Genomic DNA, 14,744 nt, shown 5'->3' on the forward strand with positions numbered 1-14,744 from the left:
GAATAAGGTGGTGCTTGCTGGTAGGTAAAAATACTCATTACGGGTCGTATTTTTACCTGAGTACAGGCATAATTATCTTCCCTGCTGAGTTGGTGTAATAGCTTCCGGGGGCAACGGGTCAGGAGAGTGGAATCCGTCGCTGACAGTCGTGGTTGGTATCCAATTTTTTTGGCGAAGCAGCGAAGTATGAAGTATCAGATGACTAGAGAAAAGCAAAACACTATTTATAGTAAAACGAGTTCCAGAGGAATGGCTTCTAAAGAAACAGTTCGTGCATTTGTTGCAGTAAAATTGCCTCTGGAGTTGGCAGCTATGCTGCACAAAAAAGCACAGAATCGTGCCGGAGATGCTCTGGTGCATAAAATGCGTTGGGCGGCTCCTCAGCAGCAGCATATCACCCTGCACTTTCTGGGAGAGTGTACTCATGAACAACTGAAGCAATACAGTGCTCAGCTGGAATCTGCTTTTTCCGGGGAACATGCATTTTCTGCCATGACCGGGCGGTATGAGATCTTTCCAGATGCTAACCGGCCAAGAGTGCTTGCCCTGAGTATGCACTCCGGACAGCAGCTCAACAGTCTGGCCCGTATCTGTGAAGAGGCGGCTGCATCCTGTGGATTGAGGCAGGAGCTTCGCAATTTCCGTCCTCATGTCACTCTGGCTCGCTTCAAACAGCATCACCATGTTTCCCCAAGACATTTCTTCAATATGCCCAGCTTTCGTATGAGTATCTGTGAAGTGGTGCTTATGCAGAGTGAAACCGGTTCGGGCGGAACGACCTACCGCACGCTTCAGACCTTCCCGTTACGATCATTAGCGCAGTCTGCTTGATAGGGATCAATACCTATATCAGATACCTGTGATAGTCTGAACGGACTAGAACGAGGGAGCGCATATATGGAGCTGGTCTGCCCGGCAGGGAACTATCCATCTTTAAAAGCTGCAGTTGATAATGGTGCCGATGCGGTTTATATCGGCTTTCGGGACAACACCAACGCCCGACATTTTGCCGGTTTGAACTTTACGGATCAGCGCGCGATAAAAGCTCTGGATTATGCCCGTAATAATAATGTCCGCCTGTTTGTTGCGATTAACACTTATGCCCAGGCTGACCAGTGGTCACGTTGGCAGTATGCTGTAGATGCCTGCGCCGACCTGCAGGTCAGCGCTTTGATTGCTGCGGATATGGGAGTGATGGCTTACGCCTGTGAGAAGTATCCGGAATTATCACTGCATCTGTCGGTTCAGGGGTCTGCGACCAATGCGGCGGCACTGGAGTTGTATCATCAACAGTTCAATATCCGTCGTGCTGTTCTGCCAAGGGTTTTATCGTTAAAACAGGTACAGGCGCTGGTTAAAAAGAGCCCGGTAGAGCTGGAAGTTTTTGCTTTTGGGAGTCTGTGCATAATGGCAGAAGGTCGTTGCCTGTTGTCGTCTTATGTGACAGGTGAGTCGCCTAATACGGCAGGTGCCTGCTCTCCTGCGTCAGCAGTGCGTTGGGAGCAAAGGGCGAATGGTGGTATGGATACCCGACTGAACGGTGTTCTGATTGATCGTTTCTCAGCTTATGAACAGGCGGGTTACCCCACTTTATGCAAGGGACGCTTTAAGGTTCAGAGCGAGGCTGAGGAAAAAATTGTGCATGCGCTGGAAGAACCTACCAGCCTGAATACCCTGAATCTGATTCCCCAGCTATCCGAAATGGGAATCAGTGCTGTAAAAATTGAAGGTCGGCAGCGTAGTCCGGCTTATGTAGCAGCTGTGACCCGGATCTGGCGCGAAGCGCTGGATGCCTGTAAAGCGAATAAGAATGAATTTCAGCCCGAAGGGCGCTGGATGGCAGAACTCAGCAAATTGTCCGAAGGTAGCCAGACGACATTGGGTGCCTATAGCCGACCCTGGCAGTAATCTGATCATTCAGGAGGAATGACCGAATGCAAACCACTCTTGGACCTTTGCTGTATTTCTGGCCCAGGCAGGATGTTTTTGATTTTTATGAAAAGGTGTCTCAGTCAGGTATTGACCGGGTTTGTCTGGGGGAGGTGACCTGTTCCAAGCGGCGGGAGCTGAATCATGGCGACTGGATGGCTATTGCTCAGCTGCTTGCCGATGCAGGTAAGAAGGTTGTGTTATCGACGTTGACACTGCTGGAATCCGAATCGGAGTTGTCGCAGGTGCGGAAAATTTGTGACAACAATGAATTTATGGTTGAAGCAAACGATATGTCAGCGGTTAAGTTTCTGTCGTCTAATGGGCTTGAATTCTGTACCGGACCTTCGCTGAATATCTATAACGCCTATACATTGAAGCAGCTGTATAAGCTGGGTTTGAAACGTTGGGTGTTACCTCTGGAGTTATCTGAGAAAAAGTTGACCAGTATTCTGCAGCAGGCTGAAGAGCTGAAGCTTAACGATAAAATTGAGACTGAAGTGTTCAGTTATGGCTATATGCCTCTGGCCTATTCAGCGCGTTGTTTTACTGCCCGGGTAAACGACAAAGGTAAGGATGAGTGTGAATTCATCTGCCGGAAGGTGCCTCAGGGAATACCCCTGGCGACTCAGGAAAATGAGCAGCTGTTTACTTTGAATGGTATTCAGACCATGTCCGGACACTGTATGAATATACTCAATCGCTGGCAGGACATGGAAAAACAGGGCGTTCACTCCATGCGTTTATCTGCGCACTCGTATGATGTGCTTGATATTGCAGACAGCCTGATCAGTTCGATTAAGGATAACAAACCTTTTGTTTCGGAGTTATCTGTTGAGCAGTGTAATGGCTACTGGGAAGGTGGCTCTGGCAAAGATCAGTTCTATCGGGAAGTGAGATAACTTTACAACAATATGAGCCCCGCACTGCGGGGCTTGTCTTATCCCAATTCTTCTTTCTATACCCTGTTTATTCAATCATTGAACTATCTGCCTAAAATGTGGTCTCACTATACCGCAGCACCTACAATAACCATCAAAATAACGAGCTTTAGTGTAAGCCTTTTGTTTGAGGAAGAAAGCTGAGTGATATAAGAAGGTCACCCGTTTTATATCCCTTGGCTAAAGATTGCTGTAAAAGATCTGCGAAGCTAGATGAATAGATTCAAACCTAAGAAAAGACATATATATACAATAAAAAGTAATATATCCACTTCATGTCGGTCAGGAGTTGTATGAAAAGAACATTACCGATATTGTTCTCTTTATTAAGGACGATAACATTAACCTGTATTATGGTACCACTCAGCTTGTACGCTGAAGAGCACCCCGAAAAGTTCGGTCTATACATAAAATCGGGGAATGGTAACCTCCAACGTATAGGATCGGTAGAAACCCAATTAACCGATAAAAAAGATGGAAAATCAAAGAGGCAAACCAGAAAAACACAAATAATGATTAACAAAGGCTGGAGATGGATAGCAAACCAAGGCTACACAGATTACCTTCAATACCTCAAATACCGCAATAAAATGACATGGTTTGAATCACCTTCGCTTTTTTTTCATGCTAATTCTTCATACGAGGCATCATTAATTGATTTTTCATCAGAAACCTATGAGGTTGGTGCAACCCACTTTTCCCTGAGGTATTCATATCCGGCGAATCAGCATTTGGGTAGCGCGGGACAATCCTACATTTACACTTATATGATGTGGGAAGACAGTCATTTACCGCTCTGCCTCGTTGAAGCTCCGGAAGCAGGTAGCCAGACAGAATTAACCGGAGCAATGATGGAGCTGGATGAGGGGTACGACTCGCTGGGGTCATCCGAAGACTTGGGGGCAACAGCTCTGGACCCCGGATCAGCAGGGGTTACAAATGCAAAGCTGAGTATGATTAATTTCTATTATCTGTACGGTGGTCACGAAAGCTTAGGCGCATGGTACTTTAACCACTATTTTGACGAAAGTAACCCGGACTTGAGTTCTGACACTGGCTCTGACACTGGTTCTGAGATCCCAAAAACGGTATTCGTTGATATATGGTCGCTGTTTGAATACCGTACGATCATACATCAACTGATAACCGATAATCAGTATTCTGTTTTTCTGGTCACCCCTCTTCTTGGCACAAACCCTGTCATGCTCGCTAACACCGAGTCAGCTGAACAGGGGGGAAGTTTTGTCTTTAACCTTCTTTCTTCTATCAGAGCCCCTGATGGCGGAAGGTTTCAGGCCGGACGTGTTGAGCTTGTTGCCAGCACATCCTCAATGCTTGACAGGGTTAGAATGGTATTCACAACCGACGTGGAGGTGGAGATTAATCTTGTGAGAGAGCCGGGTGATGAAGCTTTCTCTGCCGAAGTAACACAGTTACCCGAACTCACACTGACAGAACAGGGCTTTCCACCTGTCGATCATTTACAGTGTGAGGAATATCTCGATGATACGCCGACAGACCTTCCCGTTCCGGAATGGGAAACGCTTGAAATGCAGGGAACAAACTGGTGGTTTCTGTTTAATGATGGTGATAACGGGACAAAACCATGACTGAAAACTGATTTTTCCGCGACAGCATCGAACGCGGGAACCTGCTGCACAGCAGGCTACCGCGTTCGTGGGAGTGACGTTGAGGAAGGTGATAGAGCTTCTACCGCTTAGTTACTAGCGGCTAAAGTTTTCTAATTTATTGCCCAGTTTCATCAGGGTCTGGAATGCTTTGGGCAGCTGTTCGGTATCGATGCTGTCGAGCAGGTTTTTCAACCCTAACCCCAGTTCTGTATCCCCTTCAATCATTAAACGACGTTGAAAGAACAGTGTGTCGGGGTCTTCCCTGCGCAATGCCAGCGTTCGAAATGCCATGCTGTCACCACAGAATACGACATCACACGGGCGACTGTTAACCGCTTTCAGCTGGTTGCCGTCGAAGCCTATATGGAAGCTCAGCTCTGCGTCCGTGATGTGAATCTTGACCCAGCGCTGCTCCATAAAATCAAACTCGCCTTCTTCAACAGACTGGCGAAAGACGTGGTTGATGGCTTTTTCCAGTGGTGTGGTCAACAGTTCGTCAGGCATAAGACGCAGTGGAGTTGTCAGGGTTTTTACACTGGGTAAGGGAGGTGTAGGCAAAGCCATGGCGGCTCCTTTTTATTTTTAACACAGAATTTCAAGACTTAAACGGGCTTGAATCGTCTCAGCATCCAGCTGGTACAACTCGTCCAGAAGGTGCATTTGCAGGGAGCCTGGACCCTTTGCGATGAAGGCCGCTTTTTCACCGGCTATGCCCAGACAGGCGATACTGGCAGTTACTGCCAGCCATGGGTCTTCGCTACTGGCCATGAAGGCTCCGGTTATCGCGGTTGCTGTACAGCCGGTACCCGTTACTTTCGCCATCATGGGGTGACCGTTAGTGATTTTTGCTACGCGCTGACCGTCAATGATGTAGTCCGTTGCGCCGGTGACTGCAAGAACGGTATTTAGCTGCGAAGCGCGTTCCTGAAGGTAGTTCAGCGTTTCATTCAGAGCATCATCGCTGGAACTGTCGGTGTCCACACCTCTGCCGGTGGGCTCGCCGGTCAGCAGGGTCAGGATTTCAGACGCATTGCCCCGGATGGCTGCAGGCTGTAGCTCCAGAAGTTCTGAATTAAGTTGTAAACGATAGGGGGTTGCTCCGGCACCTACCGGGTCGAGAATCCAGGGTTTGCCCTGTTCACGGGCTGCCTTGATGGCTTTTCTTATTGACGTCCGTTGGGTTTCACAGGGAGTGCCGGTATTGATAACCAGTGCGCTGGCGATACTGACCATATCCGCCATCTCTTCTGGTGCATGGGCCATCACCGGTGAAGCGCCAATCGCCAGCAATGCGTTGGCGGTGGAGTTGGTGACAACCTGATTGGTGATGTTGTGAATTACTGGTTGCTTTTGTCTCAGCGCGGCCAGTGTGGCAAAGATTTCAGAGTGCATCGTTAGTGTTAGCCCGGATGAAAAAAGGATCGCTAAACTTTAGCCGTAAAATGCCCTGTCAGACTATACATCAGGCGAAAAATGGCCGGATTGATATGGGTCATGTGGAATCACTTATCTGTTTGGTGAATGTTGCTATCTGTTATGTTTTGTTCCGGTTATTAATTCTGCGCAACTTGATAAATGTAGGTTTATTATTTGGTTGGTTGGTTAAAACAAAGTATTTTACTATTGTAACGATGTTGTTTTGTCGTTAAATTAACCGCGTCTGAAACAGGTACTGTTCTGTATCTGTTGTTTAAACACCATTCGTTTTTCTTCTGTGCCTTTTGGTGCAGGGAGTATTTATTGACTTGATTGTCCGGGGATAAAAATGTCCATCAAGCGTGAAACCATTGCAGATACCTTTGCACTGATCAGTTTTGGTCTGGTTGTCGGTATGTCCGTTGAATTGTTTGTGGCTGGCTTAAGTCTTGAGCAGTCATTGCATTCACGCTTGCTGAGTATCCCTGTGAATCTGCTGATTGCCCGACCTTATGGTATGTACCGGGACTGGATTATGGCCCGGGGCAGGAAAGTGACAAGCAGCTCCCTGATGGATTCAATAATGGATATTGTGGCATTCCTGAGTTTCCAGATGCCGGTTTATGCGGTGCTGGTGGGTACTTCCGGGGCTTCTCTGGATCAGGTGATTACTGCTTGTATGGGGCAGCTGGGAGCGCTGATTCTGATGGGGCCGTCCTTATGGCATTTATATGCAGATGTGCCGTAACTGGTTTGCTGAGCGTACTCCTCTGCAGGCCGCATAGCTATTCATCTGGGTAGCTATTCATCTGGGTAGCTATTTATCTAAGCAGCAACTCATCTAAATGGCCATTCAAGTGACTATTATTAAAGCGACACCCGTCTGTTTGAGGGTTGTCGCTTTTTTGTACTAGTATGGTCTTGTATTTTATTCCTCCTTATTTCTCTGATATAGTCCAGAAAAATCGCCCGAATGAGTGGTGCGGGCTGCCAATAACAATTCATCAATCACGACTAATAATGCGACGATTGCTTTTTAAACAATAATGTCGTCGTATTCACAGGTTCTTATTTAAAACACCGAACCTGATTTTTCAGCAGGCAGATTCTTACCCGTTCACAGCCAGAAGCCTGTCGGACTTATGCAACCGCAGTAGGACAGTCTTAAGTCCGACAGGCTCCTGTGTCTGGCATTGCATTCGTGCGTTATTAATAAAAATGAATTTTGCAGACAGTTTCAGGGACTGTTGCTGTTTGCAGGCAAGGGGGCTGCATGTCTTTATTGGAAGTGAATGACCTGCGCATTGAGTTTCCGTCGCGCCATGGTGTTGCGGTGGCAGTGAATGATGTGTCTTTTACGGTCAGTCGGGGAGAAATTCTTGGGCTTGTCGGTGAGTCGGGTGCGGGAAAATCTACCATTGGTAATGGCATTATTGATCTGCTCAGCCCTCCAGGACGTGTAGCGTCTGGCCAGGTCACTCTGGCGGGAGAGACGATTTCCGGTTATTCCGGAGAGGCGATTCGACAGGTCAGGGGGAATCGTATCGGGTTTATTTTTCAGGATCCGATGACGTCACTCAATCCGTTGTTGACCATTGAAACTCAGCTGGTCGAAACCATCCGTACCAATCTGCAACTGGATAAACAGGCCGCTGCGAAAAAAGCACTCGCCATGTTGCAGGCTGTTGGCATTCCCGAACCGGAATTACGCATAAAACAGTACCCGCATCAGTTTTCCGGAGGCATGCGACAAAGAGTTGTTATTGCCATTGCTCTGTCCTGTGATCCGGAACTGATTATAGCGGATGAGCCGACGACGGCACTGGACGTATCGGTTCAGGACCAGATATTGCAGCTGATTCGCAAGCTCTGCAAAGAGCGCGATGTGGGTTGCATTCTCGTTACTCATGATATGGGCGTGATTGCTAATACCACCGATCGTGTCGCTGTTATGTATAGGGGGGAGATGGTTGAAATTGGCACAACCGGGCAGATTTTGCATGATCCGGTCCATGACTATACAAAGAGCCTGATCAGTGCGGTGCCAAGAGCTGACATCAAGCTCCATCGGTTTCCAAGGGTTGAATACATAGAAAAAGTACAGACCAAGGCTATTGATGTTAAGAACCACTGGCTGGGCCAGAAGGAAACCTTTGGCGAGCTTCATGAAGGCCATCTGCTTGAAGTGCAGAACGTTCATTTAAAATTTGAGACCCAGAGTGCTTTTCTGCAAAAAAACAGAAAATATGTGCAGGCTTCCGACAATGTCTCTTTCTGTGTTCAGGAAGGGGAAACCTTTGGGTTGGTCGGTGAGTCGGGGTCAGGCAAGTCAACCATTGCCAGAGTCATTGCCGGACTGTATACACCAGACAGTGGTGAGATTGTTTACGCTGGCAAAGGTGTCAGCAAACTGGATGACAGGAGTCGCCGCCCCATCAGGCGACAGATTCAGATGGTATTCCAGAATCCCTATTCAAGCCTTAATGGCCGGATGAAAGTAAACGATATTATTGCAGAGCCGATACGCTTCCACCGTCTGGCGGATTCTGAATCGCAGATCCGGCAAATTATTGCCGACCTTCTCGATCATGTAGGGCTGGGCAGCCAGGCGGGCGTAAAATATCCCCACGAATTTTCCGGCGGACAGCGTCAGCGTATTTCCATTGCCAGGGCTCTGGCAACACGACCAAGGTTACTGATCTGTGATGAGCCGACTTCTGCGCTGGATGTCTCTGTACAGGCACAGATTTTGAACCTTCTGAAAGACCTGCAGGACGAGCTGGGTTTGACCATGCTTTTTATCAGTCACGACTTACCGGTTATTCGCCAGATGTGTGACCGGGTGGCGGTCATGAAGCAGGGGGGCATCGTTGAAATAGCCGACACTGAACAGCTGTTTACCCAACCGGCACATCCTTATTCACAAAGCCTGATTGAGTTGATGCCACAAATGCACCAGCTTTCACGGGAAGGACTGGAAATTGAAGGGCAAAGCCAGTTACAACAACAAAATTCAGGGTTTGCTCTTGTGATGGAAAGAGTCTGACGGAAAGAGCTTGATAGAAACTGCCTGAAGGCAGCAGTTTTATGACAAAAATAATCCCAGGAGAGGGAAATAATGAAAAAAATCCTTAAGTCGATGGCAGGCATTGTGCTTGCTACAACACTGGCTGCGGGGGCGCAGGCTGCAACCCTGAAAGTAGCATATGACTCTGATCCGGTCTCTCTTGATCCTCATGAACAGTTGTCCGGTGGAACACTGCAAATGTCCCATTTGCTGTTTGATCCACTGGTGCGCTGGGATAAGGATATGAACTTTGAGCCGCGCCTGGCGACAAAGTGGGAGCGTAAGGATGATCTGACCATGCGCTTTTATCTACGTGAGGGCGTTAAGTTCCATTCCGGTAATGATTTCACGGCTAAAGACGTGAAATGGACTTTTGACCGTCTGAAGGACAGCCCGGATTACAGAGCCATATTTGAACCTTTTGCGGCACTGAAGGTGATTGATGATCACACCATCGACCTAGTGACCAGAAAGCCATTCCCGCTGGTGCTGAATAATGCCACGTACATATTCCCTATGGACAGTGCCTTTTATACCGGTGAAGACGACAAAGGTCAGCCTAAAGACCGTCTGGTAAAACACGCAGATACCTTTGCTTCCCGCAATGCTTCCGGTACCGGGCCTTATATTGTTGAACGACGCCAGCAGGGTGTCAGAACTGACTATAAGCGATTTGCTGACTACTGGGACAAGCAGTCTCCGGGTAATGTCCAGACCATTACCCTGACACCGATCAAGGAAGGTCCTACCCGTGTTGCGGCTTTGCTGGCAGGTGATGTTGACTTTATTTTCCCTGTGCCGCCGAACGATCACGATCGTATTAACCGTTCTTCCCGTTCTGAACTGGTGACTCTGCCTGGTACCCGGCTGATTACCCTGCAGTTGAATCAGGAACGTGTGGAAGCTTTTAAAGACAAGCGTGTGCGTCAGGCGATCAACTACGCCATCAATAATGAAGGGATTGTTGAGCGCATTATGCGAGGCTTTGCCACCGCAGCGGGTCAGCAGGGACCTGAAGGCTATGTGGGTTACGTCGAAGACCTGAAGCCTCAGTACGATCTGGAAAAAGCCAGACAACTGATGAAAGAAGCGGGTTATGAAGAGGGTTTCAGTATCACCATGCTGGCACCGAATAACCGTTACATTAATGATGCCCGTATTGCGCAGGCAGCGGCCAGTATGCTGGCTCGAATCAATATCAGGGTAGACCTGAAGACTATTCCGAAAGCTCAGTACTGGCCTGAATTCGACCTGCGTTCAGCGGATATTATGATGATTGGCTGGCACTCTGATACTGAAGACTCTGCCAACTTCACGGAGTACCTGACTGCCTGTACCGATGAAGCAACCGGTTGGGGGCAGTACAACAGTGGTAACTATTGTAACAAGGTAGTGGACGACATGGTTCGTTCAGCGAACCAGGAAACCGATCTGTCTAAGCGTGCGGCTGTTCTTCAGGATGTTGAACGTACCCTGTACGAAGAAGCGGCTTATGTGCCTCTGCACTGGCAGAACCTTGCCTGGGGTGCCGGTAAGGGGGTACAGGCTGAAAGCGTCGTAAATGTTATGAATTTCCCATACCTTGGTGACCTGGTGGTGACCCAGTAATGGTCGGGCGGTTGTTCGCCAGAAAATAGTGAACAACCGCCATTTCAGGAAGAATAAACTAAACGACCGGGTTGTATTATGTTGTTGTTTTTATTTCGAAGGCTGATTCAGGGACTGGCGGTCATGTTTGTCATCAGCCTGATCAGTTTCTCCATTCAGGATAATCTGGGTGATCCGCTGCGAGAGATGGTGGGGCAGTCAGTATCTGAAGCGGAGCGTCAGGCTTTGCGACAGGAAATGGGGTTGAATGACCCGTTTCTGGTTCAGTATGGGCGGTTTATGTCCAGGGCGGTTCGTGGTGACCTTGGAACGTCTTATTTCTTCAAGGAGCCTGCCCTGCAGGTGATTATGGCCAAGCTTCCGGCAACACTGGAACTGGTATTCGGTGCTACTTTACTCATTGTTCTTATTTCTGTGCCTTCGGGCGTTTATTGTGCCATCCGTCCCAATAGCTGGCTGACACGGTTTATATTGGGAATCAGTATTCTGGGGATTTCCATCCCTGTTTTCCTGACCGCTATTTTCTGCATCTTCCTGTTTTCTATCGAACTGGGATGGCTGCCCTCCTATGGACGGGGTGAACTGGTTTCTGTTTTTGGATTATGGGACAGTGGTTACTTAACTAAAGACGGTATTCTGCACCTGGTGCTGCCATGTTTTGCTCTTGCCAGCATTATGCTGCCGTTGTTTATCCGACTGATACGCTCTGAAATGGTGGAGGCCCTGCATACTGAGTATGTGAAATTTGCCAAAGCCAAAGGGTTAAGAAAAGCCCGCGTTTATTTTGTTCATGCCCTTAAAAATACCATGCTGCCTGTGCTGACGGTGGGCGGGGTGCAAATTGGGACAATGGTTGCTTATACCATTCTGACCGAGAGTGTTTTCCAGTGGCCGGGTATGGGGTTCCTGTTTCTGGAGGCTGTTCATCGGGTTGATACACCATTGATTGTGGCGTACCTGATTGTGGTCGGCGGTATTTTTGTGATCGTCAATACCCTTGTCGATATTCTTTATGGTCTGATCAATCCAACGGTAAATCTGGCAAGGCCTGCGCAATGAGTGAACTGACAATGCATCAGCCAGTGTCTCGCTGGCAAAGAGTTAAAGATTCCGATATCTGGTACAGCTTCACCCGTGACTGGGTAGCCATGATATCGGCCGGTATATTTCTTTTGCTGGTCGGTGCGGCGGTGCTGGCCCCCGTTATTGCACCAACCAATCCTTATGATCTGGCCAGTATTGATATTATGGATTCGGAGTTGCCTCCGGCCTGGGCTGAATACGGCGATGAGCGTTTTTTGCTCGGAACCGATGATCAGGGCAGGGATTTATTCAGTACCATTCTCTATGGTGCCAGAATCTCGTTGATGATCGGTTTGTTTGCAGTACTGCTGCAGGCGGCTCTTGGAATTACGCTGGGTTTGACGGCAGGGTATTTTGGCGGTCGGCTCGACAGTATCCTGATGAGAATTGCGGATATCCAGTTATCCTTTTCCACCATGATGGTGGCGATAGTGGTGCTGGCAGTGTTTCAGGCATCCTTTGGGTCGGAACTGTATAACCGTCTGGCGATGTTGATGCTGATTCTTGTTATCGGTATTGCAGAATGGCCCCAGTATGCCCGAACGATTCGGGCCTCAGTGCTGGCTGAAAAGAAAAAAGAGTATGTAGAAGCAGCCAGAGTGATGGGGCTGGGCAGTCGACGCATTATGTTTCGGCATATTCTGCCTAATTGTCTTTCGCCGATTCTGGTGATTTCTACGGTTCAGATTGCCAATGCCATTATCAGTGAGGCGGCGTTATCTTTTCTTGGTCTGGGAATGCCTGTGTCAGAACCTTCGTTAGGGGCGCTGATTTCCAGTGGTTTTCAGTATATCTTCTCCGGCAGCTGGTGGATTACCGTGATTCCCGGAGTGGTGCTGGTGGTGCTGGTTCTTGTGATTAATCTACTGGGTGACTGGTTGAGAGATGTGCTTAATCCCAAGTTGTATAAAGGGTAACTCCCGGCATGGGAGTTTGATGCTATTCACCGTGTTGGGTGTCGGTTCGCTCGACCCAACCTATGAACTGCCGTTTATTGAAGAGTTGCCAGACCACGAGAATGGCAAAGGTTAAAGCCATTAGCGGATTAACCCAGCTGGTGCTGCCTGGCACCAGCCATCTTGACAGGTCAAACGCTTCCAGCACGGCCAGCGAAATAAGCCCGACTCCTAAAGCCAGATATTTGTTCTGCCAGAGATGGTTGGCACTGGTAAACCATAATGCAAGAACGGTTCCAAGGATAATGTAGTCGGTATTAACACTTCTGGGGTTAAACAGGAGGTGGTAGCAGGAAGCCAGTGTCAGCATATAGACCAGAGCTGTTTTTATATCGAACTGACGAATGGCAAACCAGCACAGCAGCCATGTGGCACCTGCCAGTATGACTTTAATCAGAAGCTGCCAGTGATCGGAGATAAAGAGGCCAAATACCTGAAATACATTGAACAGGCAGGCAAAATTCTGGCTGTGGACACCGTAGTGCATGGCCGATTGCGCCCATGTCCACAAAATTGATGTATTGTTGCCAGCCGTATTGCCAGCCGCCAAACAGCATGGGCAGTGCCAGAAACAACAGCATCAGTGGCGGAACCCTGAACCATAAAGGCCGAAACAATGTTGTTGCCAGCAGAAAAAAGACAATAAAGGTCGGTTTCAGGCTCATGACCAGTGCCAGTAGAAGCGCGGCGCTGTTCCAGCGTTTTTCAGCAATCTGGCAGATTACCAGTACCATGACGGACGTCAGGATGACATTCATCTGTCCATTTCGAAAGCCAGAGAATGCAATAGGTACGGCAATGATGCTCATCATGCCAAGCCACTTGATCAGGGTGCCTGGAGAACGATTATTGATCATATTGATCAGATTGGTCAGGGCGTAGAGATAAAGAATGATAATAAATAACCGCCAGATCAGGTCAGTCATTGCTTCAGGAATGTGAAGAAGCGGGGTAAAGAGTACAGCAAAAAGGGGGGTATAGATAAAACCGCCGGGACCGGAATAAAGAGTGATCCTGTCTGCCCAGCGTTGCCCACCCAGCAGGTAGCTGTCGACAACGGAGTGACTTCCTGGCTCAAGAATGACCTTGGCAAAAATCAGGACAAAAGCCAGCAACCAGAGGAAGAGCCCCAGCTTTTCAAATGTTGTGGTATTTTTCAGAATGTTGTTGAAATGCATGAGTTTTTATCGTTTACAGAGCGAAATCATTCTTTAAGCGTCAGTGTTTATAGTTGGAATGGATTTAATATAGACGGCTAATCGGCTTTAGTACGGGAAAAAGTGTTGGAAAAGAATTTTTTATACAGTTTTCCGGATGGGCTCTTGAAGCGCAGGGTGAAGTGGTAGCAACCGGTTGACACTCTGGCTTTCTCTTCAGAACTGAAACTGATCTCCATCTGGTCCGGCAGGCTCACCACCTGTTCGATCATTTGATGCACTGACTCTCTGATCAGGCCGGAACGATTATCGAGAGCGAAGCCTTCTTCCATCAGCAGTTTGACCAGTTTGAGCATATCGTTCTGTCGATCAAGGTGATTGACGCTGACAGAAAAATAGCGGGCTGATGTACCAAAAAGGCTGAACCATGCGGCTATTTCATTGTCAGACTGCAAGGTTTCAAACTGCTGCAGGGTTGGTTTTTTGGGTGGAATATGATTCAGGTTCCATAGCGTTGGGGTGTCGTTTTCACTGGTTATCTGTTTCAGTATTGACTGAGACGGTTGACTCAAACAATGGGCATCAAGTTCAGTAATTAAGATGGCTGGCACTTCCGGAGCCGGGTGGTGAAGCCAGTAAAGTTCAAGATGTTGTTCAGGGCAGCTGGCCCTGTCCCGAAGGCAATAGCCGAATTGTCCAAGCTTCTCTGTCAGCACAGGGCCAGACGTCCATGGTAAATTCACGGTCCGGAAGCTGATATGATCGTGAACCACCCGCTTGTTGTGTTCTTCCAGTAAATGATAAATCTTCAGGGCCTGGGGAACTCTCTGACAATAAGTCACCCATAACGGGGTGATCAGGTCGGACAAGATGGTTTGATAATTTGTCGGGTTCAAAACAACCGCCTGTTTTCAAAAACACCGCCTCATTATGAGACAGTTTTACGGATGCTGCCC

The 14,744-nt window shown here is 48.3% G+C and carries 14 protein-coding genes; 9 read left to right on the forward strand and 5 right to left on the reverse strand.

The annotated features are described in order from the left end of the window. Window positions 1–198 precede the first annotated feature (198 nt). From thpR to V5J35_RS18330, 4 genes are all read left to right on the forward strand, one after another. On the forward strand, window positions 199–831 hold the full coding sequence (gene thpR, locus V5J35_RS18315) for an RNA 2',3'-cyclic phosphodiesterase (RefSeq protein ID WP_354008530.1): 633 nt from the start codon (window positions 199–201) through the stop codon (window positions 829–831). Between the two features lie 66 nt (window positions 832–897). Then, window positions 898–1,908 carry a ubiquinone anaerobic biosynthesis protein UbiU gene (gene ubiU / locus V5J35_RS18320; RefSeq protein ID WP_354008531.1) on the forward strand — a complete coding sequence of 337 codons (1,011 nt, stop codon included), beginning with the start codon at window positions 898–900 and terminating at the stop codon, window positions 1,906–1,908. Window positions 1,909–1,934: 26 nt separating this feature from the next. Continuing rightward, window positions 1,935–2,831, forward strand: a complete 897-nt coding sequence (locus V5J35_RS18325) for a U32 family peptidase (protein ID WP_354008532.1) — start codon at window positions 1,935–1,937, stop codon at window positions 2,829–2,831. Between the two features lie 806 nt (window positions 2,832–3,637). Next, on the forward strand, window positions 3,638–4,480 hold the full coding sequence (locus V5J35_RS18330; RefSeq protein WP_354008533.1) for a hypothetical protein: 843 nt from the start codon (window positions 3,638–3,640) through the stop codon (window positions 4,478–4,480). Window positions 4,481–4,594: 114 nt separating this feature from the next. On the opposite strand, the gene ubiT is transcribed toward V5J35_RS18330, so the two are convergent. Continuing rightward, window positions 4,595–5,065 carry a ubiquinone anaerobic biosynthesis accessory factor UbiT gene (gene ubiT / locus V5J35_RS18335; protein WP_354008534.1) on the reverse strand — a complete coding sequence of 157 codons (471 nt, stop codon included), beginning with the start codon at window positions 5,063–5,065 and terminating at the stop codon, window positions 4,595–4,597. 18 nt (window positions 5,066–5,083) lie between these two features. Continuing rightward, entirely contained in the window at window positions 5,084–5,893 is an 810-nt protein-coding gene (thiM, locus tag V5J35_RS18340; protein WP_354008535.1) for a hydroxyethylthiazole kinase, read from the reverse strand. 373 nt (window positions 5,894–6,266) lie between these two features. On the opposite strand from thiM, the gene alaE reads away from it, so the two are divergent. From alaE to V5J35_RS18365, 5 genes are all read left to right on the forward strand, one after another. Further along, a complete protein-coding gene (gene alaE, locus V5J35_RS18345; protein ID WP_354016465.1) occupies window positions 6,267–6,665 on the forward strand; it encodes an L-alanine exporter AlaE in 399 nt (132 codons plus the stop codon). Between the two features lie 525 nt (window positions 6,666–7,190). Beyond that, complete coding sequence (locus tag V5J35_RS18350) at window positions 7,191–8,963, forward strand: ABC transporter ATP-binding protein (RefSeq protein WP_354008537.1); 1,773 nt, start codon at window positions 7,191–7,193, stop codon at window positions 8,961–8,963. A gap of 72 nt (window positions 8,964–9,035) precedes the next feature. Then, on the forward strand, window positions 9,036–10,592 hold the full coding sequence (locus tag V5J35_RS18355) for an ABC transporter substrate-binding protein (protein WP_354008538.1): 1,557 nt from the start codon (window positions 9,036–9,038) through the stop codon (window positions 10,590–10,592). Window positions 10,593–10,670: 78 nt separating this feature from the next. After that, complete coding sequence (locus tag V5J35_RS18360; RefSeq protein WP_354008539.1) at window positions 10,671–11,651, forward strand: ABC transporter permease; 981 nt, start codon at window positions 10,671–10,673, stop codon at window positions 11,649–11,651. Then, on the forward strand, window positions 11,648–12,592 hold the full coding sequence (locus V5J35_RS18365; protein ID WP_354008540.1) for an ABC transporter permease: 945 nt from the start codon (window positions 11,648–11,650) through the stop codon (window positions 12,590–12,592). The genes V5J35_RS18360 and V5J35_RS18365 overlap by 4 nt, the downstream gene beginning before the upstream one ends. 22 nt (window positions 12,593–12,614) lie before the next feature. Here V5J35_RS18365 and V5J35_RS18370 read toward each other — a convergent pair whose 3' ends face one another. The 3 genes from V5J35_RS18370 to V5J35_RS18380 form a co-directional block, all read right to left on the reverse strand. After that, window positions 12,615–13,118 carry a hypothetical protein gene (locus tag V5J35_RS18370; protein WP_354016466.1) on the reverse strand — a complete coding sequence of 168 codons (504 nt, stop codon included), beginning with the start codon at window positions 13,116–13,118 and terminating at the stop codon, window positions 12,615–12,617. Further along, complete coding sequence (locus tag V5J35_RS18375) at window positions 13,021–13,809, reverse strand: glycosyltransferase family 87 protein (protein ID WP_354016467.1); 789 nt, start codon at window positions 13,807–13,809, stop codon at window positions 13,021–13,023. Before V5J35_RS18375 ends, V5J35_RS18370 begins: the two co-directional genes overlap by 98 nt. 77 nt (window positions 13,810–13,886) lie before the next feature. Next, window positions 13,887–14,684, reverse strand: coding sequence for a DUF1338 domain-containing protein (locus V5J35_RS18380; RefSeq protein ID WP_354008542.1), 798 nt, complete (start codon window positions 14,682–14,684; stop codon window positions 13,887–13,889). Window positions 14,685–14,744: the final 60 nt, after the last annotated feature.

The sequence above is a fragment of the Endozoicomonas sp. NE40 genome, assembly GCF_040549045.1.
Taxonomy (GTDB): domain Bacteria; phylum Pseudomonadota; class Gammaproteobacteria; order Pseudomonadales; family Endozoicomonadaceae; genus Endozoicomonas_A; species Endozoicomonas_A lisbonensis.